22 protein-coding genes are annotated in these 25,134 nt (G+C 32.7%); 15 read left to right on the top strand and 7 right to left on the bottom strand.

Annotation, left to right across the window (positions count from 1 at the left end; all coding sequences use genetic code 11):
* Positions 1 to 5: 5 nt before the first annotated feature.
* The 4 genes from MARIT_RS06210 to MARIT_RS06195 are packed head-to-tail and all read left to right on the top strand — an operon-like array spanning position 6 to position 4,662.
* A complete protein-coding gene (locus tag MARIT_RS06210; RefSeq protein WP_100211066.1) occupies positions 6 to 1,121 on the top strand; it encodes an MBL fold metallo-hydrolase in 1,116 nt (371 codons plus the stop codon).
* Positions 1,122 to 1,125: 4 nt separating this feature from the next.
* A complete protein-coding gene (locus tag MARIT_RS06205) occupies positions 1,126 to 2,328 on the top strand; it encodes an MFS transporter (RefSeq protein WP_100211065.1) in 1,203 nt (400 codons plus the stop codon).
* Positions 2,328 to 3,461, top strand: a complete 1,134-nt coding sequence (locus MARIT_RS06200; RefSeq protein ID WP_100211064.1) for a cysteine desulfurase family protein — start codon at positions 2,328 to 2,330, stop codon at positions 3,459 to 3,461. Before MARIT_RS06205 ends, MARIT_RS06200 begins: the two co-directional genes overlap by 1 nt.
* 40 nt (positions 3,462 to 3,501) lie before the next feature.
* Positions 3,502 to 4,662, top strand: coding sequence for an MFS transporter (locus MARIT_RS06195; RefSeq protein ID WP_100211063.1), 1,161 nt, complete (start codon positions 3,502 to 3,504; stop codon positions 4,660 to 4,662).
* A 58-nt stretch (positions 4,663 to 4,720) separates the two neighbouring features.
* Here the strand turns inward: MARIT_RS06195 and rny are convergent, their stop codons facing one another.
* The 3 genes from rny to MARIT_RS06180 form a co-directional block, all read right to left on the bottom strand.
* Positions 4,721 to 6,289 (bottom strand): ribonuclease Y, encoded by a 1,569-nt coding sequence (gene rny, locus MARIT_RS06190; protein ID WP_024741202.1) that lies wholly within the window; start codon positions 6,287 to 6,289, stop codon positions 4,721 to 4,723.
* A 235-nt stretch (positions 6,290 to 6,524) separates the two neighbouring features.
* Positions 6,525 to 6,815, bottom strand: a complete 291-nt coding sequence (locus MARIT_RS06185) for a cell division protein ZapA (RefSeq protein WP_024741203.1) — start codon at positions 6,813 to 6,815, stop codon at positions 6,525 to 6,527.
* A gap of 13 nt (positions 6,816 to 6,828) precedes the next feature.
* Positions 6,829 to 7,119, bottom strand: coding sequence for a hypothetical protein (locus MARIT_RS06180; protein ID WP_024741204.1), 291 nt, complete (start codon positions 7,117 to 7,119; stop codon positions 6,829 to 6,831).
* Positions 7,120 to 7,268: 149 nt separating this feature from the next.
* Here MARIT_RS06180 and MARIT_RS06175 point away from each other — a divergent pair, with 149 nt between their 5' ends.
* From MARIT_RS06175 to MARIT_RS06160, 4 genes are read left to right on the top strand one after another with little or no spacing between them, the layout of a single operon-like run.
* Positions 7,269 to 8,963 carry a M23 family metallopeptidase gene (locus tag MARIT_RS06175; RefSeq protein ID WP_100211062.1) on the top strand — a complete coding sequence of 565 codons (1,695 nt, stop codon included), beginning with the start codon at positions 7,269 to 7,271 and terminating at the stop codon, positions 8,961 to 8,963.
* A 39-nt stretch (positions 8,964 to 9,002) separates the two neighbouring features.
* Positions 9,003 to 11,453 (top strand): TonB-dependent receptor, encoded by a 2,451-nt coding sequence (locus MARIT_RS06170; protein ID WP_024741206.1) that lies wholly within the window; start codon positions 9,003 to 9,005, stop codon positions 11,451 to 11,453.
* Between the two features lie 40 nt (positions 11,454 to 11,493).
* Positions 11,494 to 12,018, top strand: coding sequence for a GNAT family N-acetyltransferase (locus MARIT_RS06165; RefSeq protein ID WP_100211061.1), 525 nt, complete (start codon positions 11,494 to 11,496; stop codon positions 12,016 to 12,018).
* Positions 12,019 to 12,063: 45 nt separating this feature from the next.
* Entirely contained in the window at positions 12,064 to 13,095 is a 1,032-nt protein-coding gene (locus MARIT_RS06160) for a S66 family peptidase (protein WP_262906646.1), read from the top strand.
* Between the two features lie 7 nt (positions 13,096 to 13,102).
* Here MARIT_RS06160 and MARIT_RS06155 read toward each other — a convergent pair whose 3' ends face one another.
* Both MARIT_RS06155 and MARIT_RS06150 read right to left on the bottom strand, forming a co-directional pair.
* Positions 13,103 to 13,327 (bottom strand): hypothetical protein, encoded by a 225-nt coding sequence (locus MARIT_RS06155; protein WP_024741209.1) that lies wholly within the window; start codon positions 13,325 to 13,327, stop codon positions 13,103 to 13,105.
* Positions 13,314 to 14,678, bottom strand: coding sequence for an MATE family efflux transporter (locus tag MARIT_RS06150; RefSeq protein WP_024741210.1), 1,365 nt, complete (start codon positions 14,676 to 14,678; stop codon positions 13,314 to 13,316). Before MARIT_RS06150 ends, MARIT_RS06155 begins: the two co-directional genes overlap by 14 nt.
* Before the next feature lie 116 nt (positions 14,679 to 14,794).
* On the opposite strand from MARIT_RS06150, the gene tpx reads away from it, so the two are divergent.
* The 6 genes from tpx (at position 14,795) to ribB (ending at position 21,545) form a co-directional block, all read left to right on the top strand.
* Positions 14,795 to 15,292, top strand: coding sequence for a thiol peroxidase (tpx, locus tag MARIT_RS06145; protein ID WP_024741211.1), 498 nt, complete (start codon positions 14,795 to 14,797; stop codon positions 15,290 to 15,292).
* A gap of 2 nt (positions 15,293 to 15,294) precedes the next feature.
* Entirely contained in the window at positions 15,295 to 15,675 is a 381-nt protein-coding gene (locus MARIT_RS06140; RefSeq protein WP_024741212.1) for a diacylglycerol kinase family protein, read from the top strand.
* A gap of 42 nt (positions 15,676 to 15,717) precedes the next feature.
* Complete coding sequence (locus tag MARIT_RS06135; RefSeq protein WP_024741213.1) at positions 15,718 to 18,180, top strand: DNA translocase FtsK; 2,463 nt, start codon at positions 15,718 to 15,720, stop codon at positions 18,178 to 18,180.
* A gap of 36 nt (positions 18,181 to 18,216) precedes the next feature.
* On the top strand, positions 18,217 to 18,870 hold the full coding sequence (locus MARIT_RS06130; RefSeq protein ID WP_024741214.1) for a LolA family protein: 654 nt from the start codon (positions 18,217 to 18,219) through the stop codon (positions 18,868 to 18,870).
* Positions 18,871 to 18,955: 85 nt separating this feature from the next.
* Complete coding sequence (locus MARIT_RS06125; RefSeq protein ID WP_024741215.1) at positions 18,956 to 20,425, top strand: LptF/LptG family permease; 1,470 nt, start codon at positions 18,956 to 18,958, stop codon at positions 20,423 to 20,425.
* On the top strand, positions 20,403 to 21,545 hold the full coding sequence (gene ribB / locus MARIT_RS06120) for a 3,4-dihydroxy-2-butanone-4-phosphate synthase (RefSeq protein WP_024741216.1): 1,143 nt from the start codon (positions 20,403 to 20,405) through the stop codon (positions 21,543 to 21,545). The genes MARIT_RS06125 and ribB overlap by 23 nt, the downstream gene beginning before the upstream one ends.
* A gap of 146 nt (positions 21,546 to 21,691) precedes the next feature.
* On the opposite strand, the gene MARIT_RS06115 is transcribed toward ribB, so the two are convergent.
* Positions 21,692 to 22,423 (bottom strand): SDR family NAD(P)-dependent oxidoreductase, encoded by a 732-nt coding sequence (locus MARIT_RS06115; protein ID WP_174683263.1) that lies wholly within the window; start codon positions 22,421 to 22,423, stop codon positions 21,692 to 21,694.
* A gap of 305 nt (positions 22,424 to 22,728) precedes the next feature.
* Between MARIT_RS06115 and MARIT_RS06110 the strand changes: the two genes are divergently transcribed.
* Positions 22,729 to 23,346: a MarC family protein gene (locus MARIT_RS06110; RefSeq protein ID WP_100211059.1), complete on the top strand. Its 618-nt coding sequence runs from the start codon at positions 22,729 to 22,731 to the stop codon at positions 23,344 to 23,346.
* 88 nt (positions 23,347 to 23,434) lie between these two features.
* On the opposite strand, the gene ettA is transcribed toward MARIT_RS06110, so the two are convergent.
* Positions 23,435 to 25,126: an energy-dependent translational throttle protein EttA gene (ettA, locus tag MARIT_RS06105; protein ID WP_100211058.1), complete on the bottom strand. Its 1,692-nt coding sequence runs from the start codon at positions 25,124 to 25,126 to the stop codon at positions 23,435 to 23,437.
* Positions 25,127 to 25,134 lie beyond the last annotated feature (8 nt).

Genomic DNA, 25,134 nt, shown 5'->3' with positions numbered 1-25,134 from the left:
TAAAAATGGACTTAAAAAATAAAAATACTATTAAGGTTGAAGAGCTTAGAATTTTACTAGAAAAAAAATTGCCTGTTCAAATACTAGACGTACGCACTAAAGAAGAACGAGAAGAATGGAGCATCCCTGAAAGCATATTTGTAGATGTATATACTGATTTAAAAGCTGGTAGAAAAAATCTTTTTTCTCATTTAAATCTTTCCAAAGATATTCCTATAGTAACACTTTGTGCAGCAGGAAAAACAAGTTTAATTGCAACAGAACAGCTGCGAGATAAAGGAATGGAAGCTTATTCACTAGATGGAGGTATGCGCGAATGGACTGCTGCCTGGAATACCGCTCAAATAGCAGACTCTTCGAAAACCAATATCATCCAAGTCCGAAGGGCAGGAAAAGGATGCTTATCTTATATTTTAGAAAACAATGGGGAAGCCATTGTCATAGATGCTTCTTTAAAACCCGACATTTACATAGCAATTGCTTCCTCAAATAGTTGGAAAATCAAGTACGTAATTGATACTCACATCCATGCAGATCATTTCTCTAGAAGCAATGCATTAGCGAACCTTATAAAAGCGACTTTATTACTCCCAAAACAACAGCTTGTAAGCTACAAATTTAACGAAGTTAGCAATGGAGATATTATTAAATTTGGGAATGCTAAATTAAAAGCAATTCATACACCTGGCCACACTCCTGAAAGTTTTTCTTACTTATTAAATGAAGAAAGTTTATTCTCAGGTGATACCTTGTTTGTAGATGGAGTTGGAAGACCCGATTTAAAAGCTACAACTGCTATCTCTAAATTAAAAGCTAAATCTTTATATGAATCTCTTCAAAACCTATTTACTCTTGATGCTTTAACAATGGTTTATCCTGGTCATATCAGTGCACCTATCCCCTTTAACAATGAAATTATTAGTAAAAGCTTAAAAAACATAAAAAAAGAAGTTCATATGCTTCAGCTTAATGAACAGGAATTTATCTCTAATTTATTGCAAAAAATACCCGAAACACCACCTAATTACGAAGAAATAGTTTCCCTAAATTTAGCAGGAAACGCCAATCATATAAACTTAACAGAACTAGAAGCTGGTGCTAATCGCTGTGCTATATCTTAAAAAAATGGAAAATAAAACTATACAACTAGGCTTAAAAGAAAACTGGAAACAATTTACATTATTATTAATAATTAATGCTTTTGTTGGAGGTATGGTAGGACTGGAACGTACCATACTCCCAAAATTAGCAGAAGAAGAATTTTTGATTGTTTCTACTTCAGCTATATTCTCTTTTATTATTGTTTTTGGACTCACAAAAGCTATTGCCAACTACTTTACAGGAATGCTTGCTAATAGTGTGGGACGTAAAAATCTATTAATTATAGGATGGCTGATAGCAATTCCTATTCCATTTATCTTAATGTATGCACAACATTGGAATTGGATTATTTTTGCAAATTTACTACTTGGAATTAATCAGGGTTTAGCTTGGTCAAGCACTGTGGTAATGAAAATTGATTTGGTTGGAGAAAAGCATAGAGGGTTTGCAATGGGACTTAACGAATCTTTCGGTTATTTTTCTATTGCTCTAGTTGCCTTTACTACAGGCTGGATTGCTTCTGAATACGGATTGCGCCCGTATCCTTTCTACCAAGGAATTCTCTTTGTCATACTAGGCTTATTCTTAAGCGTCTTCTTTATCAAAGACACTGCAAGACACGTAGCTACGGAATCCAATGATAATAAAAATACGCCACTTCATAATATCTTTTGGGAAACTACTTGGAAAAACAATAATTTAGGTGCTATTTCTCAAGCAGGCTTTATCAACAACCTTAACGATGGTATGATTTGGGGAATACTACCTGTTATCTTGGCTAATAGAGGATTTTCTCTAAAAGATATTGCCATTATCGTAGCAACTTACCCTGCTATATGGGGGATCGGACAATTAATTACAGGAAAACTATCTGATCATCACAACAAAAAAACAATGTTATTTATAGGTATGGCACTGCAAGGAATCTCCCTACTTGCCATGTTTTGGGCTACTAACTATATACAATTCATTATATTGTCTGCTGGTTTAGGTGCTGGTACAGCCATTGTATATCCTACTTTTTTATCTGCTATCGCTAGTTTTACAACTCCTAAACAAAGAGCTCAAAGCATTGGTGTTTTTAGGCTATGGAGAGATTTAGGTTATGCATTTGGTGCGTTATTAACTATCCTTATAACACATTTCTTTAAAGTGGATATCACTATTATTGCTATAGGTATTTTAACATTATTATCTGCTATCATCATAAAAATAAGAATGACCTAATGAAAGATTCCTTTATTTATCTCGACTATAATGCTTCAACTCCAAATGATCCTAAAGTTATCAATGCAATGCTTCCTTTTCTTACAAATCATTATGGAAACCCTTCTAGCATCCATAAAGAAGGACAAAAGGCAAAAGACGCTATCGAAAAAGCTCGTATGCAGGTAGCTAACTCAATAGGATGCTCTACTAATGAAATCATATTTACCAGCGGAGGTACAGAATCTAATAATCACGCTATTATTGGAACTGCAATGTCTCTAAAAAACAAGGGGAATCATATCATCACTTCATCAATAGAACATCCTGCCGTCATAGAAGTTTGTAAATATTTGGAGTCTCAAGGTTTCAAAATCACTTACCTGAATGTTAACAAAGATGGAATTATAGACCTTAATGATTTAAAAAATACCATTTCTTCAAAAACTATTCTAATCACTATCATGCATGCAAATAACGAAACTGGAAGCATTCAGCCTATAGAGAAAATTGGTATGATTGCAAAAGAGCATGGCATACCCCTCCACACAGACGCTTCTCAAAGCTTTGGAAAAATAAAAGTCGATGTGAAAGAATTAAATGTAAATTTACTTACTCTCGCTGGTCATAAAGTATATGCCCCTAAAGGAATTGGAGCCTTATATATCAAAAAAGGTACCCCTATAAATAAATTAATGCATGGCGCAAAACACGAGTATAATAAACGTCCTGGAACAGAAAGTACAATGCTTATTGTTGGGTTAGGAGCTGCCGCACAATTAGCTACTGAGAAGCTCCATGAAAACAAAAAGCACATGGAAAGTATTAGGAATTACTTATTAAAAAAATTAACTCTATTAAAGGTAAAATCAATTGTTAATAGCAACTTAACTAAAACCCTCCCTAACACTCTTAATATCAGCTTTAAAAATTGTAATTCAAACACAATCATTCATAAGCTTAAAGATAAACTGGCACTCTCCTCAGGATCTGCATGCCATGCAGGAAGCGCAAACGTATCCCCTATCTTAAAAGCTACGCTATGTGATTTTACATATGCAAAGGGCACTTTTCGATTTTCTGTAGGAAAAAATACTTCTAAAGAAGAAATTGACAATGCTATTTTATTATTAACTAAAGAAATTGTTCCTTGATAATCTCGACTAAGCATTTATTTATACAAAACAACAATAAGTGAATTCTTCTAAATCAATACTGCCTATCATTATACTTTCCCAATTTTGCTGCACTTCTCTTTGGTTTGCTGGCAATGGAATTATGGAAGACCTCACAACCACTTTTAATTTATCGAAAGGAGCTACAGCAGATCTTACTGCCGCTGTACAGTTCGGCTTTATTCTTGGAACGCTCATTTTTGCTATTCTAGCAATTTCTGATCGTTTTTCTCCTTCGAAAGTTTTTTTTGCTAGTGCAGTCTCGGCTTCCTTCTTTAATTTGGGAATGATATTAGAGTGCAATTATTCGACCAGTATTATTAGCTTTCGCTTTTTTACTGGTTTTTTCCTCGCAGGAATTTATCCTGTTGGAATGAAAATAGCATCAGATTACTATCAGAAGGGACTAGGAAGATCGCTTGGATTCCTTGTAGGGGCACTAGTACTAGGAACTGCATTTCCACACTTACTAAAAGGGGTTACGAATACTATTTCTTGGAAACTGATACTAATAACAACTTCTTCTTTAGCCATATTCGGAGGGAGTTTAATACTCTTGATGGTTCCTGACGGTCCGCATAGAAAACCTAATCAAAAATTAAATTTAATCGCGTTCTTTAAAGTTTTCGAAGTAAAAAAATTTAGGACTGCTGCTTTTGGTTATTTCGGCCATATGTGGGAGCTTTACGCTTTTTGGGCATTTATCCCTATAATGCTTAACACTTATCAAAGCATCCACGCTAAAACTATATCTAACATCCCGTTGCTATCTTTTTTAATTATAGGAGTAGGAAGTATTGCTTGTATCTTTAGCGGTTACTTAGCCGAGTTGATAGGCATCAAAAGAACTGCCCGCATTACTTTGCTTCTCTCTGGCTTATGTTGTCTTATTTCTCCTTTAATGTTTAATGTGGCCTCTAAAAATCTTTTTATTCTATATATGTTTTTCTGGGGAATTGTGGTCATCGCCGACTCTCCCTTATTTTCCACCTTAGTAGCACAAAATGTTCCTTCTGAAATAAAAGGTACCGCGCTCACAATTGTAAACTGTATCGGATTTTCACTTACAATAATCAGTCTCCAACTCATTCAGCAAATGAGTGGATTAACCCCTCCTAGTACCACTTATCTAATCTTAGCGATAGGTCCTATTCTAGGAGTACTGTATTTAAAAAAATAAAAAAAGGGAGCGAACCCCATTCGTTCACTCCCTTTTTTATTGTACTCTATAATACTGCTTACTTCGCAACATTAACAGCTCTTGTTTCTCTAATTACCGTTACCTTAACCTGTCCTGGATAAGTCATATCATTTTGTATTTTCTGAGAAATATTAAATGAAAGTTCCGCTGCCTTTGTATCATTTACTTTTGCGCTTTCAACCATTACTCGCAATTCTCGACCTGCTTGAATAGCATATGCTTTTTGAACTCCCGTAAAACCAAATGCAATATCTTCTAGATCTTTTAATCGTTGGATATATGAATCTAAAACTTGACGACGTGCTCCTGGTCTAGCTCCTGAAATAGCATCGCAAACCTGAACTATTGGCGCTATTAAACTCTTCATCTCTATTTCGTCATGGTGCGCCCCAATCGCATTACAAACATCCGGTTTTTCTCCATGTTTCTCTGCCCACTGCATACCTAATAATGCGTGTGGTAATTCGCTTTCTGTATCTGGTACTTTCCCTATATCATGCAGTAAACCTGCTCTTTTCGCTGCTTTCGCATTTAAGCCCATTTCAGCGGCCATGATTCCGCATAAATTTGCCACTTCACGAGAGTGTTGTAATAAATTTTGTCCATAAGAAGAACGATACTTCATCCTTCCTACTGTTTTTACCAATTCTGGATGCAGTCCATGAATTCCTAAATCAATTACAGTACGCTTACCTACTTCTATAATTTCTTGATTAATCTGTTTTTCTGTCTTTTTAACAATTTCTTCTATTCTTGCCGGATGAATTCTACCATCCGTAACAAGTTTATGCATTGCCAAACGAGCTATCTCTCTACGAACTGGGTCAAAACACGATAATATAATTGCTTCAGGTGTATCATCTACTATTATTTCTACCCCAGTAGCAGCTTCTAAAGCCCTGATATTTCTACCTTCTCTACCAATAATTCTTCCTTTTACATCATCAGACTCCAAATTAAATACTGATACACAATTTTCAACAGCTTGCTCTACCCCTACTCTTTGTATTGTTCCTAAGATAACCTTCCGAGCTTCCTGCTCAGCTGTCAGTTTTGCTTCTTCAATAGCGTTTTGAATAAAAGCCATTGCATCCGTTTTTGCCTCATCTTTTAAGGAAGCAACTAATTCGGTTTTTGCTTCATCTGCTGATAAACCAGAAATTTGCTCTAGCATATCAACATGTCTTTTATGCAATTTTTCTATTTCAGATTCTTTCTTATCTAAAAACTCTAATTTATAATTAAAGTCATTCTCTTTATTTTCTAAAGATTTAGATAATTTTTTATTCCTATCTAATTCAGAAGATACTTGTGACTCTTTATCTCTAATACGTTTTTCAACATCCGCCATTTTCTTTTCTCTAGAAAGAATTACTTTTTCATGCTCTGATTTTAATTCTATAAACTTTTCTTTCGCTTGAAGAATTTTATCTTTTTTTATCGATTCAGCTTCTACTTTTGCTTCCTTTATAATTGCTCCAGCTTCTTTTCTTGTACTCGCAATAAGTTTGCTTGCTTTTGTCTTCTCTAAAAACTTAGCTACTATAAATCCAATAGCTAATCCAATAAAAACTCCTAATAATATAGGTAGTATCATTCCATCCATAATTTAAATTTGTGTATAAAAAAAGCCTACATAAGCTTGGTTTTTATAAACTCCAATATGACATTTATAGGATTAACTAATTGGTCAAGTATCCATCCAAGAAACTGAAAAAATTCAGTACTAACGGCTCGCTTTTACAATTAAGACTCATCCTTCATAATAGAATAGTGTTGAGTTTATCAAACAAATTACTAATGTAGGCAGTGTATTTTCTACTGTTATTATTTTAAAGAACTTAATACAAATGAGATGCTACTAATTCTGTTAGCTCATTTATTTTTTTTGTTGTTTCATTATTTGTCTCATCATTTTTTAATGATAAAATTTCTGACTTTGATGCAAATTGCAACGCACACATCGCTAACACATCTTGCTTGTCATTAACAGCATAATTTTGTTCAAATTTTGCTATCAATTCGTTAATGTTTTTTGCCGCTTTGCGCATTCCTTCCTCTTCTTGTATCGTATTAACACTCAGAGGATACGTTCTTCCCGCAATTACAACATTTACTTTTAGCTTTGTCACTTTTTAATGAACCTTACTCTTTCAATTGAATGATACATTTATCAATCTCTCTAATTAAAGTATTTATTTTTAGTTTTGTATCTTTTGTATTTTCTTTACTGCCCTCTATAGTTTTCGCCACTTTTAATAAATCATACTTTTTTTGTTGCTCTATTAACTCTTCTTCTTTTTCTTGTAATAATAGCTGTAACCTTCCACTGTTCTGAAGCAAAGCTTCATTTTCTTCTTTCAAAAATTCATAGTTAGACAATAATTCTTTCAACTTATTTTCTAGTAAATGAATCGCTTTTAAGGTATTACTCATCTATTACACAAGAATAAAACTATGCCAACAAAGTTAAGAATCTGTTTTAAATATAACAACTATTTCACATCTTTTTAATAAACGCTTGAATAGCAAGCTTCTATTGCTTTTATATATTTTTACTATTTTAGCTTAAAAATTATTAAAGTTTGAAGTACTATTTATTTGTTTTTCTAGTTTTATTTATTACTCCTTTTTCCTTTTCACAAGAAAGCTATCCTAAAAATTATTTTGATTCTCCTTTAAAAATCCCTACTATTTTGTCGGGCACTTTTGGCGAACTCAGAAATAATCACTTCCACTCTGGTATAGATATTAAGACCCAAGGAAAAGAGGGAATTAAAATTTACGCTCCTGCAAACGGATACGTTTCTAGAATTAAAGTATCTCAATGGGGGTTTGGAAAGGCTTTATATATTTCTCACCCTAATGGCTATACTACAGTTTATGCACATTTAAAAAGTTATGCTGATACTATTCAAAAATATATAAAAGATATTCAATACAAAAAAGAAAGTTATGCTACAGGAAATATTTTCCCTTCTCCTAAACAATTTCCTATTAAAAAAGGGCAACTAATTGGTTATACTGGTGATACAGGAAGTTCAGGAGGGCCTCATTTACATTATGAAATTAGAAATACTAAAACAGCACATATCATAAACCCCATGCATTTTGGGTTGATTCCTCCTGATAGTATCCACCCTATTTTTAAAAGATTATTGGCATTTCCTTTGAATGAAAATGCTAGAGTTAATAGAACTTCTAAAAAAATAATCCTTCCTATAAAAAAAATTAACGACAGTATCTATTATACTGATAAGATAACAGCTAGCGGCACTATTGGCTTTGGAGTATCTGTTTTTGATAGGTTAAATAAAGCTCGCAATAAAAATGGTATCTATAGCTTAGAAATGAAAGTAAACGGTAATCGTATCTACTATCATGATGTTGAAACCTTTTCTTTTGCTGAAAGCAAGTATATCAATTTATTGATTGATTACGAATATTATAAAAAACACAAACGTAGAATACAGAAAACATATAAAGTTAAAGGGAACAAACTCAGTATTTATGAAAACTTAATTAACAACGGAATGATGGATATTAAAGATGGTCATACTTATCAAGTAGAAATCATTGCTAAGGATTTTAAAAACAATAGTACCACCTTAAAGTTACCAGTTACTGGAAGTAACACTAACTTACTATTCAAAGCAAAAGACACCACCCCTTATAAAATCATTGCTAAAAACTTTCATAAATTCCAAGAAAAAAACGTTTCTATAGCCTTTCCTAAAAACACTTTTTATAGTGATTGTTACTTAGATTTTAGGGTTGAAAATGGAATTGCCAAGGTACACAAGCCTAGCATTCCTCTTGATAAGAAATACACGTTATCTTTTGATATTTCTGGTTACCCTCAAAAAGAACAAAAACAATTATACATTGCTAACGTTAACAATATAAAATATCCTCGTTATATAACTACTAAGAGAAATAAAAATAAAATTTATGCCACCGTAAAAAGTCTTGGTAACTATACTTTAAAAACAGATACTAATACGCCTAAAATTTCACTTATCAACTTTAAAAATGGGCAATGGGTTTCTAAATTAAAAACCTTAAAGGTTAAAATTTCCGATAAAGGTTCAGGAATTAAAGACTATAACGCTACAATAAACAATAAATGGATACTAATGGAGTTTAATCATAAAAAAGGAATTTTAACATATAATTTCAATGATAAAAAGTTGGTAGGTAGTAAACATATCTTTAAACTTGTAGTTTCTGACAAAGTAGGAAATACAAAATCTGTAAGCACTACTTTTTTCAGAAAATAAATCCCAATATAAAAAAACAGCTGAACAGCTACTACTATTTTGAAAAAAACACTCTTCTTTTTTATTTTACTACCTTTTGTTACATTCGCTCAAAAAAAAGCTTTTATAAAAGGAACTGTTATCAATAAATTTAATTTTCCTATTGAAGGAGTTTCTGTATCCTATCTAAACAAAGGAACCACCACTGATAAAGATGGCTTTTATGAATTAAATATTCCTATAGGAAAAACGGTAATCGTTACTTTTATGCACATTTCTTATAAATCGTTTTCTAAAAAAGTAACCGTTAGAGGAGCTCGATCAGTAAGGCTTTCTCCTACCCTGATTATTAAAAATGAAGAGTTAAAGGAAATTATCATAAAAAATCAAAAAAAGGAAGCACAAGGAATTACCAAAATAGACACTAAAAAAGTAACTGCTTTAGTAGGCGCAAATGCTGGAGTAGAAAATGTTTTAATGACACTTCCTGGGGTTAGTAATAACAACGAGCTAAGTACGCAGTATAACGTTCGAGGAGGAAATTTTGATGAAAATTTAGTATATGTCAATGGTATTGAAATATATCGCCCTTTTTTAATTCGCTCTGGGCAGCAAGAAGGATTAAGCTTTATCAATTCTCATATGATACAAAATATTAACTTTTCTGCTGGTGGATTCCAAGCTAAATATGGAGATAAACTTTCTTCTGTTTTAGATATAACATACCGCAACCCTAAAAAATTTGGTAGTCGAATTAATTTGAGTTTACTTGGGGGAAGTTTTACAATAGAAGATACTTTTCTCTCTAAAAAATTAAGTGCAATTGTAGGAGTTCGTTATCGTGACAATAGCTTATTTGTTAATAGCAAACAAACAGAAGTTAATTTCAGGCCTCGATTTACTGATGTACAAGCATTTTTATCTTACAAGTATCAGGATAAACTTACCTTTAACTTGCTAAGTAATTTTTCTTTAAACAACTATAACTATAAACCTTTAACAAGAAGAACGCGTTTTGGTACTATTGCCAATCCGTTAGAGCTTATTGTTTTTTACCAAGGTCAAGAGAAAAACCGGTACCATACTTTCTTTGGCGCTTTTTCAACGGATTATCAAGTAAATGAAAACCTTAAAATTACAGGAATTATTTCTAGTTTTAACACCCAAGAAGAAGAGTTTTTTGATATTTCTGCTTCTTATAATTTAGGAGAAGTTGATAGTAGCATTGGTTCCGAAAATTTTGGAGAAGTTGAGTTTTCACAAGGCATTGGTTCTCAAATTAATCACGCTCGTAATAGTTTAGACGCTTTGATTAGCAATGTACAATTAAAAGCTAATTTTAAAAAAAATAATAATGAATGGAACATTGGTGTCAAATATCAAAAAGAAAATATAAGAGACAGAATACGCGAATGGGAAATAATTGACTCGGTAGGTTTTTCCATTAGACCTCCGCATCATGCTATTTCCAACAACCAACCATATACCCCTTTTACAGGCCCTATTGAAGCTTTTCAAAATATTAGAGCTGAAAATGACATTGATATTAATAGAGTTTCTGGATATGCTCAATTTAGCAGAAAATCAAATTTAAAGGAACATCAAATATGGTTTAATTTTGGCGTTCGCGGGCAGAATTGGCTGGTAAAACCTCGAAATGCGCCTTCTAAAAGTCATTTTATTTTTAGTCCGAGGGCTCAATTTGCAATCAAACCTGATTGGGAAAAAGATATGCTATTCCGAATTTCTGGCGGATGGTACTCTCAAGCTCCTTTTTATAAAGAGCTCAGAGATCATAATGGTCGCGTAAATCCAACTGTAAAAGCTCAAAAATCAATTCATATCGTTGCAGGAAATGAATATAGTTTCGCAATGTGGAATCGTCCTTTTAAACTAGTTACCGAAGCTTACTATAAAAATTTAAGTAACGTAAACTCATATACAGTGGACAATGTTCGAATTCGATACGCAGCTAACAATGCCTCTAAAGCATATGCTTATGGTTTAGACATTCGTTTAAATGGTGAGTTTGTACCTGGGAATGATAGCTGGATAAGCTTTGGCTATCTAAAAACCGAAGAAAACAATAATCATCGAGGTTATATTGCACGTCCTACAGATCAACGCTTAAAGTTTGGTGTTTTATTTCAAGATTACGTACCTAATTTGCCTGACTTAAAAGCGTACCTAAATATTGTGTACAATACAGGTCTTCCAGGAGGGTCTCCTGCTTATGCAGATCCTTATCAATTTCAAAATAGGTTACATGATTATAAAAGAGCTGATTTAGGCTTATCGTATATTTTAGCAGATGCTAATAAGCAGCACAATACTGGCTTTTTAAAAAGTTTTAAAGAGCTCTCCATTGGTCTGGAACTTTTTAATATTTTTGATATCCGTAATTCAATAACAAATACTTGGGTTAGAGATGCCTATTCTAAACAACAATTTGGTATTCCAAACTATATGACAGGAAGAGTAGCTAATTTTAAAATAGCAATGAAGTTTTAGAAAACCATCTGTAATTTAATTCATCTTTACTAAAAAGCAAATGAGCACAGCTAACTATTTTTTAAAGGAAATCGTGGCATCTGACATTAATAATATTCACAAAGGATTGTCTGACACTGATATTACACGATATTACGACGTTCATTTTTCTACTTTAGAAGAAACTAAAACACAAATGAAATGGTATCAAAACCTCAAAGAAAATGGAACAGGGATATGGTGGGGAATTTATGACAAAATAAACCAACAATTCTGCGGTGCTGGTGGCTTTAATGACATTAATAAAAAACATAAAAAAGCCGAAATTGGCTTCTGGTTGCTAAAAGAATATTGGGGAAAAGGCATTTTGAAAGAGGTTATGCCTCAATTATTCCAAATTGGTTTTACAAAACTAAACCTAAATAGGATTGAAGGCTATGTACTTAGTGATAATATCAAATGTAAAAATGCATTGAAAAAAGTAAATTTCACTTACGAAGGCACCATGAGAGAACATGAAATAAAAGACAACGTAAAAATAAACGTTGCTATATATGCTATATTAAAAAGCGAATGGAGTTCATAAAAACTTTCTTTATTAAATAACACCCTTTCCATATTTTAGATAAAAATGATAAAGCCAAAAAAATTACAAAAAGGAGACAAAATCGCAACCATATCACTATCATGGGGAGGTGCTGGAGAAATTCCTCACCGCTATAACATTGGTAAAAAGCAAATTCAAGAAGTATTTGGACTTGAAGTTACGGAAACAAAGCATGCCTTAAGATCTGCCAAATGGATTTACGAAAATCCAAAAGCAAGAGCAGAAGATTTAATGGAAGCACTTGAAGATGCTTCTATCAAAGCTATTTTCTCGAATATTGGAGGTAATGATAGTATTCGAATCCTTCCTTATATCAATTTTGATATTATAAAAAATAATCCTAAAATTTTTATTGGCTTTTCTGACGCTACAGTCACTCATTTCTGCTTTTATAAAGCAGGTGTTACCTCTTTTTATGGTACGTCAACCCTTGTTGGTTTTGCTGAGAATAACGGCATGCACTCTTATCAGATTAAAGATATTAAAAGAACACTATTTTCGAATGCTCCCAATGGTATTATCCTCCCTAATACTAATGGATGGACCTCTGAAAGACTCGAATGGAATCTCCCTAAAAATCAAAATCTATCTAGAAAACTAATACAGTCTTCTGGTTGGAAATTCCTGCAAGGAACAAAAATAGCAACAGGTACTCTATTAGGAGGTTGCTATGATGTTTTAGAAACTTTAAAAGACACAGCCATCTGGGTAAGCCCAGCACAGTGGAAGGGTACAATAATGTTTATTGAAACATCCGAATCCATGATGCCTCCTTATTTATTTTTACAAATCTTAAGAAATTATGCAGCTTCAGGTATTTTACATAACATAAATGGACTACTCATAGGAAGACCATATCATAATAAATATGTAAAAGAATATGAAGAAGCAATCATTCAAGTTATTAAAAAAGAAGCAGGATTAACGGAATTACCCATTATCACTGAAGCTGATTTTGGGCACACCTGCCCTACTTTTACAATTCCATATGGGATCAAGGCAGAAATTAATCCTGATGCTAAAACTTTTGCGATTCTTGAAAATGCTGTTATCTAATAGCTACTTATTCTAAGCTTTTCATTTCTTCATCATAAAACTCACCTGCTTGATCCATTAAAGTAGCAACTTCATTTGCCATTTCGTTTTCATCAGTTCCTACCAAATCATCAAACCACTCAACATCATCATTTTTCAAGTTCATTAAAAAACGAGGGAATTCGGTATGTAATACAAAAACATCTTCTGGATAATTGCTATTATCTGCTAGTAAAAATTTAGGTAATTTCATTATATTTTTTTGTCTGAATTAATTTTTTAGTAAGTTGATGAAAGCGAATATATAATAATATTGCAGAAACAGTCAGAGATATTAGCAAACCTATCCAAATACCTATCGCCTTCAAATCTGTTTTCAAGCTTAAGTAATAACAAATAGGAAAACCAACTACCCAATAAGCTACAAAGGTAATTAGCATAGGAATTTTCACATCCTGCAAACCTCGAAGCGCTCCTAAAACGACTGCTTGAATTCCATCTGATAATTGAAAAAAGCCTGCTATTACAATCAACGTTGCCGCTACTTCTATTACTTCTACATCATGAATATAAAATGTTGGCAATATATTTTTCATTAGAATAAATCCACCTGCAAAAAGCAAATCAATTGCTGCCATTAATACAAATATGGATAAGGCTATTCTACGTAATTCTTTATAATTCTTCAATCCTTTCTGGTTTCCTACTCTAATAGTAGCAGTAACTCCTAAACCTACGGCAATCATAAAAGTCATTGACGCCAAGTTTAATGCTATTTGATTTGCTGCTTGCGCTTTAGTACCTATTGCACCCGCTAAAAAAATACCTGAAGAGAAAATACCTACCTCAAACCACATTTGCAAAGCCGTTGGATATCCTAAATTAAAAATTCTTTGAAGTATCTTTTCTTTAATTTCTAACAATGAAAAACCTTTCAAATAAGGGGCAAAAATAGCTTTCGATTTCATGATAACTATTAAAAGAGCTAGCATTGCAAAACGAGAAAATAGAGTACCATAAGCAGCTCCTACAATTCCCATCTTTGGAAAAACCCAAATTCCATAAATCAACAAATAATTAAAAATAACATTTATTATATTTGCTATGATCGTAGCTTGCATAGCATATTTAGTTAAAGATAGTCCATCCGCAAACTGTTTAAACCCTTGAAAAATCATTAATGGAATCATTGAAAAAGCAACTACCTCAAAATAAGGCACTGCCAATTCAACCACTTCTATAGGTTGCTTCATATAGTACAAAACGGGCTTCGCTAATAATAAGACTAGAAATAATAAGACTCCTAAAATAATAGACAAGAAGACTCCATGCTGAAAATAACTACGTCCTTTTTCTACATTTTTCTCTCCATCTGCTTCTGCTATTAAAGGGGTAATTGCAAATGTAAAACCGATTCCTAACGAAAGAGCTATAAAAATAATCCCATTTCCTAAAGAAACCGCCGCCAAAGAGGGAGCCCCTAATTTACCTACCATTAAATTATCTGCTAATCCCACCAAAACATGCCCAAGTTGGCCTAGCATTACGGGATAAGCAATCCTCAAATTTTGTTTAAATTCTGATGTGTATCTTAATAAATTCAATGCTAACTATAATTTTAACGATGCGAAGATAGTTTATTTCATGTTCAGTTAACCCCAAGTCAAAGCTATTTTTTAGATAAAAATAATTACTTTTGAAGTTCTAAAATTTTAAAATAATGGCAACAATAACATTACAAGGAAACCCTATAGAAACCAACGGCAACCTGCCTAAAACAGGAGAAAAAGCACCTGATTTTTCATTAGCTGCAATTGATTTATCTCGTAAATCGCTGGCTGATTTCGAAGGGAAAAATCTAATTCTTAACATTTTTCCTAGTGTAGATACAGGCACTTGCGCTGCTTCTGTAAAAAATTTTAACAAGGAAGCTGCTTCTTTAGAAAACACTACAATACTATGTATTTCTAGAGATTTACCTTTTGCTCAATCTCGTTTTTGTGGAGCAGAAGGTATTGAAAATGTAATTATGCTATCAGATTATGCAACTGGAGAGTTTGGTAAAAATTATGGACTAGAAATAACAAGTGGTCCTTTAACTGGATTACATTCTCGTGCTATTGTTATTATAAATACAGCAGGAAATGTAATATATACAGAACAAGTAACAGAAACAGTTAATGAACCTAACTATGAAACTGCTTTAAAGGCATTATAATTATGAAAAACCCAAATGATGGTTTTATCAAAGGTAGGTTAAGAAGTATCAAATTTGCATTCAAAGGCTTATGGATACTTCTTACTACTGAAGATAGTATTAAGGTACAATTTTCAATGGCTATACTAGCAACGTTTGCTGGATACTTTTTTAATATATCTACTACAGAATGGATGATTCAATGCCTTGCTATCGGTTTGGTTTTAATTGCCGAAGCAACCAACACTGCCGTAGAAGAAATTGCTGATTTCATACATCCTGATTATCATGAAAAAATAGGATTGATAAAAGATATTGCTGCTGGTGCTCCTGCTATTGCGGCATTGATTTCATTGGTTATTGCAGCCATCATCTATCTTCCAAAGATAACTTTCTTATTTTAAAAAAACTTTATACTCATACGCCATAATTTTTTAAACTACTGAATGACAAAAAAGAAAACATCTTCAAAAAGAACTGAGGGAAAAAAATCAATAATTAAGCAAGTCACTGCTTTTTTAAAAGATCGCCAAACGCAAACCATTTTAGGGGCCTTCTTAATTTTATTTGCGCTATTTTTATGCATCGCCTTTATTTCCTTCTTTTTCTCTTGGCAGCAAGATCAAAGTACCCTCAATCAATTTGGAGATAAAACAATACTTTCAAAAAACTTACTAGGTAAAATTGGAGCTAAGCTAAGTCACTTCTTTATTTATGACGGATTTGGTCTAGGGGCTTTTACGCTTCCTTTTCTGTTCTTTTTAACAGGAGTATATTGGTTATCTCATACTCGTGTTAAAAACATAATTACTTCTTGGAACTGGGGGCTATCTGCAATGCTTTGGCTGTCAATTTCCTTAGGGTTTATTAATCAAAAATACGCCCTATTATCAGGAACTATTGGATACGAAATAAACGATTATCTACAAAAGTTCCTTGGAAAAACAGGGCTAGCTATTGTATTATTTTTCTTTTTTATCACCTATATTATCATCCGATTCAAAATTACTCCAGAATTAATTAGCGACACTTTAAAAAAGAGAAAAATTGCTAAGGAAGCTACTAAGGTAGAAACATCCCTTATAGAAAGGGACACCATAGAAACTGAACCTCAAACTATTAACGAAGAGAAAGACGTTATTTCCAAAGATTTAGACGAACAAAAAGAAAAATCAGATTTTGAATTATCCATAGAAAATTTACAACCTACAATTACTAAACACTCAGAGGTTTCAGCTACAGAAGACTCTTCTCTCTCTCTCGAAATAACTGAAAAAGTTACTTCAGACAACAATATCATCATTTCTGAAGAAACCAAAAAAGAAGTAGAAATAGCTATTGAAAAAGTGGCTGAAGAAAAAAGTGTTACTGAAAATTTATCCGATAGGTTAGTTAAAGATTTTGGTGAATTTGATCCGAAACTAGAACTAGGAGGATATAAATTTCCTACATTTAATTTACTAAAACAATACAATGAAAGTATTTCTATCAATCCAGAAGAATTAGAAGCTAATAAGAATAGGATTGTAGAAACTCTAAAAAACTATAAAATAGGTATCGCTCAAATAAAAGCGACTGTTGGTCCTACCATTACTTTATATGAAATTGTGCCAGAAGCAGGAATCCGTATCTCTAAAATCAAAAACTTGGAGGATGATATTGCGCTTTCTCTATCTGCTCTCGGAATCCGTATTATAGCTCCAATACCTGGAAAAGGAACTATTGGAATTGAGGTGCCAAATACAAAATCAACAATTGTATCAATGCATTCAGCCATTACCTCTAAAAAGTTCCAAGAATCACAAATGGAGTTGCCTATTGCTCTAGGAAAAACAATTGCTAATGAAACATTGGTTGTTGATTTGGCTAAAATGCCTCACCTATTAATGGCGGGAGCTACGGGGCAAGGTAAATCTGTAGGTTTAAATGCTGTTTTAACCTCTTTGCTATATAGAAAACACCCAGCAGAAGTCAAATTTGTACTGGTAGATCCTAAAAAAGTAGAATTAACTCTCTTTAATAAAATTGAGCGTCACTATTTGGCCAAACTGCCTGACACAGACGATGCCATTATTACAGATACCACCAAAGTGGTAAATACATTAAATTCATTATGTATTGAAATGGACAACCGTTACGACCTATTAAAAACGGCTATGGTTCGTAATTTAAAAGAGTACAACACAAAATTCAAAGCACGAAAGTTAAATCCTGATAACGGACATCGATTCTTGCCTTATATTGTTTTAGTTATTGATGAATTTGCCGATTTAATAATGACTGCTGGAAAAGAAGTAGAAACGCCTATCGCTCGTTTGGCTCAATTAGCACGTGCAATTGGTATCCATTTAATTGTTGCTACGCAAAGGCCTTCCGTAAATGTGATTACAGGAATTATCAAAGCGAACTTTCCTGCTAGAATTGCATTTAGAGTAACGTCTAAAATAGATTCACGAACAATTTTGGATGCTCCTGGCGCCGATCAATTAATTGGTAGAGGAGATATGCTATACTCTGGAGGAAATGATATTACCCGTATCCAATGTGCTTTTGTAGATACTCCTGAGGTGGAAAAAATAACTGATTTTATTGGATCTCAAAGGGCATATCCTGAAGCATACTTGCTCCCTGAATATGTTGGAGAAGAAGGTGGCACAAATCTTGATATTGATATTTCAGATAGAGATAAATTGTTCAAAGAAGCCGCTGAAATAATTGTAACAGCCCAGCAAGGATCAGCTTCTCTCTTACAGCGAAAGCTAAAATTAGGGTACAATAGAGCTGGTAGGTTAATAGATCAATTAGAAGCAGCTGGTATTGTTGGCCCTTTTGAAGGAAGTAAAGCTAGGCAGGTACTAATTCCTGATTTTGTGGCTCTTGAACAATTATTAGAAAACGAAAAAAATTAATAACCAATAAACTCTGTAATAGAGAAAACATAAGAAATGAATAAATTAAGCATATTATTTTTAGGATTATTTATTAGTTTAAATGCAATAGCGCAAGGATCGTCAACAAAAGCCAAAGAAATATTAGATGAAGTTTCTGTAAAAATGGGAGCTTATAAAAATATGCATATTGGCTTTAACTCTACACTTGTTAACGAAGAAGCAGGTATTACGAATGATCCTCCTATTCGTGGAAACATAACATTAGCTGGAGAAAAATACAATCTTCAATATCTAGGAAACGATTTTATTTTTGATGGAAGAACGCTAGCTGTAATCAATCAAGAAGAAAAAGAAATAAATGTTAGCAACGGTAACTTAGATGAAGAAGATGGTTTTATATATCCTTCTAAATTATTAACTTTTTATAAAGAAGGTTATAACTTTTCAATGGGAAAACTAGAAAATAAAAACGGGCGTAAAATACAGTTCATTAAATTAACTCCTATTGATAGTAATTCTGATATTGTTGAAGTACAATTAGGTGTTGACGCAAAAACAAAACATATTTACCAACTAATCCAAATTGGTTCTAACGGATCTAAAACAACATTTACTATTACAAAATTCAAAAGCAATCAGCCAATTTCTGAAAAGCTATTTTCTTTTGATAAATCTAAATATCTCAAACAAGGTTACTCTATCGATTAACTTTCAAAGTTTTGTTAATTAAATTATCATATCTATTAACAAAACTTTGGTGTATTTATCAAACTAACCTACTACCTTTGCTTTTGTGAAAACTTTAGACAAATACATACTAAAAAGCTTCTTAATTCCTTTTTTAGCAACTTTTCTAATCATACTATTTGTATTAGTAATGCAAGCCTTATGGCTTACATTTGATAATTTTGCTGGAAAAGGAATTAGTTTTGGTATCATCTTAACCTTCTTATGGTACACAGCACTCTTAGTTATTCCACAAGCCTTGCCCATCGGCATCTTATTATCATCTATTATGACTTTAGGAAGCTTGTCTGAAAATTATGAGTTTGCCGCAGCTAAATCTGCTGGAATTTCTCTACAACGCTTGGTTAAACCACTTGTTTTTTTAGCTTTAGGTTTGAGTGTTGTGAACTTTCTATTTCTAAACAATGTATATCCATATGCTGTTTTAAAACAGATCAATTTAAAAGTTAATGTTAAAAAGAAACAGCCTTCATTGGCATTAGTTCCTGGAAGTTTTAATACTGAAATACCTAATTATCAAATAAAATTTGATGAAAAATATGGTGAGGAAGGAAACTTACTCAAAAATATTATTATTTATGATTTATCAAGCAGAAAAGGAAATCAAAAAATAATTACCGCTAAACGAGGAGAATTGATTTCCGAAGAAGGTAGTCGTTACCTCACCCTTGTATTAAGAGATGGTTATTATTTCGAAGCACATAATAAAAATAACACTTCCTTCAAAAAGCGACAAAAAATGCCTGCTTCTCATGCAGACTTCGACGAATATACCATTAACATTGATATTTCTTCTCTTACTAAAGGCAGTTTGACTGATGAGAAATACACAAAAAACTTTAACATGCTTAGTTTATCCCAATTGAAAGATACACTTCCTAGTATGAAGGTTAACTATGACGAATATATTATTACAAAAGCGAAAAGCTTGTACTTAAATTCCAATGCGAAGGAATTATACAAATACCCTGACTCTTTAATAGATAAAAGATTGTCTATGAATATTCTTGACAATTTCGACCTTAAGGAGAAAATTAATATATTCAATAATACTACTTCCAAAATAGATAGAACCATTAATAATATAAATTCAAATAAGGATAATTTAAAATTTAAAAGGAAGATCTTAAATCTATATGATATAGAGTTTTATAATAGAGTAGCTTTTTCTTTTTCTTGTTTGCTTTTATTTTTTGTTGGAGCTCCCTTAGGTTCTATTATAAGAAAAGGCGGAATGGGATTGCCAATGGTTCTTGCTATTGGAATTTATGTTCTGTATTTTTTCTCTAATACCTTTGGACGAAACTTAGCGGAAGAAAGTTCCATAACGGCAATTATTGGCTCGTGGCTATCATTTGTATTAATGCTTCCTTTTGCTTTAGTTTTAACAACTCGTGCCGCTAAAGACAAAGGGCTATTTGACATTAATAGTTTTTCAGCTCCAATAAGTACCTTTTTTAAAAATATTTTTTCTTCAAAAGAAAAACAGCACCATGATGACAATAACACAAAATAACACACAACTTCATACAATTAAAGAAGCTATAGAGGATATAAGAAATGGTAAAGTAATCATTGTAGTTGATGATGAAAACCGTGAAAACGAAGGAGATTTTATTGCTGCTGCAGAAAAAATAACTCCTGAAATGGTTAACTTTATGGCTACTCATGGTAGAGGATTAATATGTACTCCTTTGACTGAAAAGCGCTGTAAGGAACTGGAGTTAGAAATGATGGTTCATAATAATACGGATCCTATGGAAACGGCTTTTACTGTTTCTGTTGATTTAAGAGGTAAAGGGGTTACTACGGGGATTTCTGCCTCGGATAGAGCCCAAACAATTCAAGCTCTTATCAGTGAAGAAACCAAACCTTTTGATTTGGCAAGACCTGGTCACATTTTTCCTTTACGCGCTAAAGAAGGTGGTGTTTTAAGAAGAACTGGGCATACAGAGGCTGCCATTGATTTTGCACGTTTAGCAGGATTACAACCTGCTGGAGTTATCGTTGAAATAATGAATGAAGATGGCTCTATGGCACGCTTGCCTCAATTGATAGAAGTAGCTAAAAAATTTGATTTAAAGATTGTTTCTATTGAAGATTTGGTTGCGTATAGAATGGAGCATGATTCTTTAATAGAAAAAAAGGAGGATTTTAATGTTGAAACTCGTTTTGGAGAGTTTCGTTTAAGAGCCTATAAACAAACAACAAACGATCAAATACATATTGCCTTAACGAAAGGAACTTGGTCTAAAGATGAACCTGTATTAACTAGAATAAACTCTACCTTAGTTAATAATGATATTCTTGGAACGCTAACGAATAATGCAGATAAAAAACTGGACCAGATGTTTAAGATTATCAATGATGAAGGTAAAGGTGCAATTGTGTTTATAAATCAACAAAGCCAATCCTTAAACTTGTTAAACAGACTCCATATTTTAAAGAAAAATCAAGCTAAAGGAGCAATGAAGGCTCCTAGTATTACTTTAGATAATAAAGATTTTGGAATAGGGGCTCAAATTTTGCATGACTTGCACATTCATAAACTGCAATTAGTTTCTAATTCTCAACAAACCAAGCGTGTAGGAATGATTGGTTATGGCCTAGAAATTACTAAGTATGTAAATTACTAAGTAAAATAAATAAAGGCTATTTAAATAGCCTTTATTTATTTTATCTTGTACCGTTTACCATGGAAAATTGCCGAAATAAAAAGTTTTTTCCCTTCCCTATTAGGAGATAACGTTATCTTAAATTGCTTTTTAAATCTTAATTGACATTATTTTTTGCGACCTTTAAAATTGCTCATTGTCTTATAAATACCTAATAGACTACCTGCAAACCAATCAAATACATCTATAGACATTATTGCTTGCCCTAACCTAGTAAGCCTGTAAAGATAGCCCGGTATTGTTTGCATTCTTTTATTTTTTTCGATCGCTTTGACAATGGTAAGTGCTGCTGCTTCTGGATTTAATATGGGGATTTTTGATTGTACACCTTCAAACATTCCTGTATTAATATAATATGGCATGATAGTCGTTACGCCAATGCTTTTGCCTAACTGTTTCATTTCTAGTCGCAAGCTATCAGACCAACCTATCAAAGACCATTTACTAGCTACATACACTGACATTTTAGGATTTGATACCAAGCCTCCCGAGGAAGCTATATTGCAAATATGCCCTGAATTTTTAGCTAGCATTCCTTGTAAAAACTCCATAGTAACCAACATAGGAGCCTTTGCATTAATGTTTATTGTTCTGATAATATCGGATGCGGAATGTTCATGAAAATACTTCCCTATAACAATTCCTGCATTATTTATCAGTACATCAATACTACCGTAATTTAATCTTACTTCTTTAGCTATTTCTTGCACTTCTTCGAGCTTAGAAACATCTAAATTAAAACCTATAAGCTTTCCTAATTCTGAAAATTCTAAAATTGTTGCTGCTATTTTAGACTTGTTTATATCCCAAATAATTACACTTGCTCCTCTTTCTAACATCAAACGCGTTATAATTTTTCCTATGCCAGATGCTCCCCCGTTACCAAAACCACTTTACCTTTTAATTCCATATTTCCTTATTTTTTAATATCATTAAACCCCAATTACATCCTGCCAAAAAGTAAAAGCTTTCATTGTATAAAATCTAGTATATTTGCGCTAAACATATAACTCTTTATAAGATAAACTTTTATGAATCTTAAATGTATAAAAAAAAATCTAATTCTTTTTTCTAAACTCAACTCCCCCTTCTTCAAAACACACATGATTAAATTATCAAATAACTTATAACAATATCTCATTTAATGGAACACCTCTTAACATTTTCAATTACTGTATTTACAGGTTTTTTTGCTATTATGAATCCTATTTCTAATATGCCTATTTTTTTATCTTTAGTACAAGGAGCCGATAAAGAGACAAAGCAAAAAATAAATAAGAAGGCAGTAATCATAGCCTTCATTATCATTACTGCTTTCTCTTTATTAGGTAAGTTTATCTTTGAATTATTTGGAATTACAATACCTGCTTTTAAAATTACGGGGGGAATTTTAATTTTTTATGTAGGTTTCGAAATGTTACAGTCTAAAAAATCTAACGTTAGGAATTTAAAGGAAGCAAATATTGATGAAAACATTGCTGTTTCTCCTTTAGCGATTCCTATTCTTGCTGGCCCCGGAACTATTGTTACAGCAATGAATTTTGTTGCCAATTCAACATATGTACATATAGGTTTAGTGATCCTTATTTTCGGATTTATGTGTTTATTAACTTATATTACATTTAGTATAAGCGATTTAATTGCTAAAAAAATAGGAGATAATGTTATTTCTGTAATTGGTAAGATTATGGGATTGATTATTGCTATTATTGGTACAAGTATGGTTATTGAAGGAATTAAAATTTCTTTCAATTTGGCCTAATTCTTCAAAGTATTTTCTATTAGAAAAGCCATCAGAGATTAAAATATCTGATGGCTTTTTTATATATCCTTATAAGTAGAATTATTCCTTATCTGATTAACTTTCTGTATTTGATACGCTTTGGCATTAAATCTCCTCCTAAACGTTTCTTTTTATTTTCTTCATAATCTGAAAAAGACCCTTCAAAGAAATACACCTCGCTATTTCCTTCAAAGGCTAAGATATGCGTGCAAATACGATCTAAAAACCATCTATCATGAGAAATCACTACCGCACACCCTGCAAAATTCTCCAAGCCTTCTTCAAGAGCTCTCAATGTATTTACATCTAAATCATTGGTAGGCTCATCTAGTAATAATACGTTTCCTTCTTCTTTTAATGTCATGGCTAAATGCAACCTATTGCGTTCTCCTCCTGAAAGTGTACTCACTTTTTTGTTTTGCTCGCTGCCTCCAAAATTAAAACGGCTCAAATAAGCTCTGGAATTTACTTGTTTTCCTCCCATCATTACCAAATCTTGCCCATCTGAAAAGTTTTCCCAAATAGACTTTTCCGGATCTATATTAGCATGTGCCTGATCTACATAAGCTATTTTTGCTGTTTCTCCTACTTTAAAGCTTCCTCCGTCAGGAGTTTCTTCTCCCATTATCATCTTAAAAATAGTTGTTTTACCAGCTCCATTAGGTCCTATGATCCCTACAATTCCTGCTTGCGGCAAATTGAATTCCAAATGGTCATATAATAGCTTATCTCCAAAAGCTTTTGAAATCCCTGTTGCTTCAATTACATTCGTTCCTAAACGAGGGCCATTAGGGATATAAATTTCTAATTTTTCTTCTGTTTGCTTTTGGTCTTGACTCATTAACTTTTCATAGCTTTTCAAACGAGCCTTTTGTTTTGTTTGACGTCCTTTAGCCCCTTGACGTACCCATTCAAGCTCTCTTTCTAAAGTTTTCTGACGTTTGGAAGCTGTTTTGCTTTCTTGTGCCATTCTTGATGCCTTTTGGTCTAACCAAGACGAATAATTACCTTTCCAAGGAATTCCTTCTCCTCTATCCAATTCTAAAATCCACCCAGCTACATTATCCAAAAAGTATCGGTCATGCGTTACTGCAATCACAGTTCCTTTATATTGGGCTAAGTGCTGCTCTAACCAATGAACACTTTCTGCATCTAAATGGTTAGTAGGCTCATCTAAAAGTAAAATTTCAGGTTCTTGTAATAACAACCTACATAATGCTACTCTACGACGCTCTCCTCCTGATAAAACTCCTATTAATTTATCAGAGTCAGGAGTACGTAATGCGTCCATTGCTATTTCTAACTTTGTATCTAACTCCCAAGCATTAGAGGCATCTATTTTATCTTGTAATTCTGCTTGACGAGCCATTAACTTTTCCATCTTGTCAGCATCAGAATATACCTCTTCCAATCCAAACATATCGTTAATTTTATTATACTCATCTAAAACAGCTACAGTTTCTGCCACTCCCTCCTTTACAACTTCCATCACCGTTTTTGATTCATCTAGCTGAGGCTCTTGTTCTAAGTAGCCTACCTTATATCCAGGTGAAAAAACCACATCACCTTGGAAGTTTTTTTCTACCCCTGCTATGATTTTTAATAAGGTAGATTTACCCGAACCATTTAAACCAAGAATTCCTATTTTAGCTCCATAAAAAAAGCTTAGGTAAATATCTTTTAAAACTTGTTTTCCTGTACTTTGGTAGGTCTTTGAGACCTTGTTCATCGAAAAGATGACTTTTTTATCGTCAGACATAATATTTT

It is taken from the genome of Tenacibaculum maritimum NCIMB 2154 (assembly GCF_900119795.1).
Taxonomy (GTDB): Bacteria; Bacteroidota; Bacteroidia; order Flavobacteriales; family Flavobacteriaceae; genus Polaribacter; species Polaribacter maritimus.
This window is presented reverse-complemented; position numbering and strand designations above follow the sequence as displayed.

Excerpts from the sequence above, each read along its gene's own strand:
- MARIT_RS06210 (WP_100211066.1), top strand. The coding sequence starts at position 6 with ATGGACTTAAAAAATAAAAATACTATTAAGGTTGAAGAGCTTAGAATT.
- MARIT_RS06205 (WP_100211065.1), top strand. The coding sequence starts at position 1,126 with ATGGAAAATAAAACTATACAACTAGGCTTAAAAGAAAACTGGAAACAA.
- MARIT_RS06200 (WP_100211064.1), top strand. The coding sequence starts at position 2,328 with ATGAAAGATTCCTTTATTTATCTCGACTATAATGCTTCAACTCCAAAT.
- rny (WP_024741202.1), bottom strand. The coding sequence starts at position 6,289 with ATGGATGGAATGATACTACCTATATTATTAGGAGTTTTTATTGGATTA.
- MARIT_RS06180 (WP_024741204.1), bottom strand. The coding sequence starts at position 7,119 with ATGAGTAATACCTTAAAAGCGATTCATTTACTAGAAAATAAGTTGAAA.
- MARIT_RS06165 (WP_100211061.1), top strand. The coding sequence starts at position 11,494 with ATGAGCACAGCTAACTATTTTTTAAAGGAAATCGTGGCATCTGACATT.
- MARIT_RS06160 (WP_262906646.1), top strand. The coding sequence starts at position 12,064 with ATGATAAAGCCAAAAAAATTACAAAAAGGAGACAAAATCGCAACCATA.
- MARIT_RS06155 (WP_024741209.1), bottom strand. The coding sequence starts at position 13,327 with ATGAAATTACCTAAATTTTTACTAGCAGATAATAGCAATTATCCAGAA.
- tpx (WP_024741211.1), top strand. The coding sequence starts at position 14,795 with ATGGCAACAATAACATTACAAGGAAACCCTATAGAAACCAACGGCAAC.
- MARIT_RS06140 (WP_024741212.1), top strand. The coding sequence starts at position 15,295 with ATGAAAAACCCAAATGATGGTTTTATCAAAGGTAGGTTAAGAAGTATC.
- MARIT_RS06135 (WP_024741213.1), top strand. The coding sequence starts at position 15,718 with ATGACAAAAAAGAAAACATCTTCAAAAAGAACTGAGGGAAAAAAATCA.
- MARIT_RS06130 (WP_024741214.1), top strand. The coding sequence starts at position 18,217 with ATGAATAAATTAAGCATATTATTTTTAGGATTATTTATTAGTTTAAAT.
- ribB (WP_024741216.1), top strand. The coding sequence starts at position 20,403 with ATGATGACAATAACACAAAATAACACACAACTTCATACAATTAAAGAA.
- MARIT_RS06115 (WP_174683263.1), bottom strand. The coding sequence starts at position 22,423 with ATGTTAGAAAGAGGAGCAAGTGTAATTATTTGGGATATAAACAAGTCT.
- MARIT_RS06110 (WP_100211059.1), top strand. The coding sequence starts at position 22,729 with ATGGAACACCTCTTAACATTTTCAATTACTGTATTTACAGGTTTTTTT.
- ettA (WP_100211058.1), bottom strand. The coding sequence starts at position 25,126 with ATGTCTGACGATAAAAAAGTCATCTTTTCGATGAACAAGGTCTCAAAG.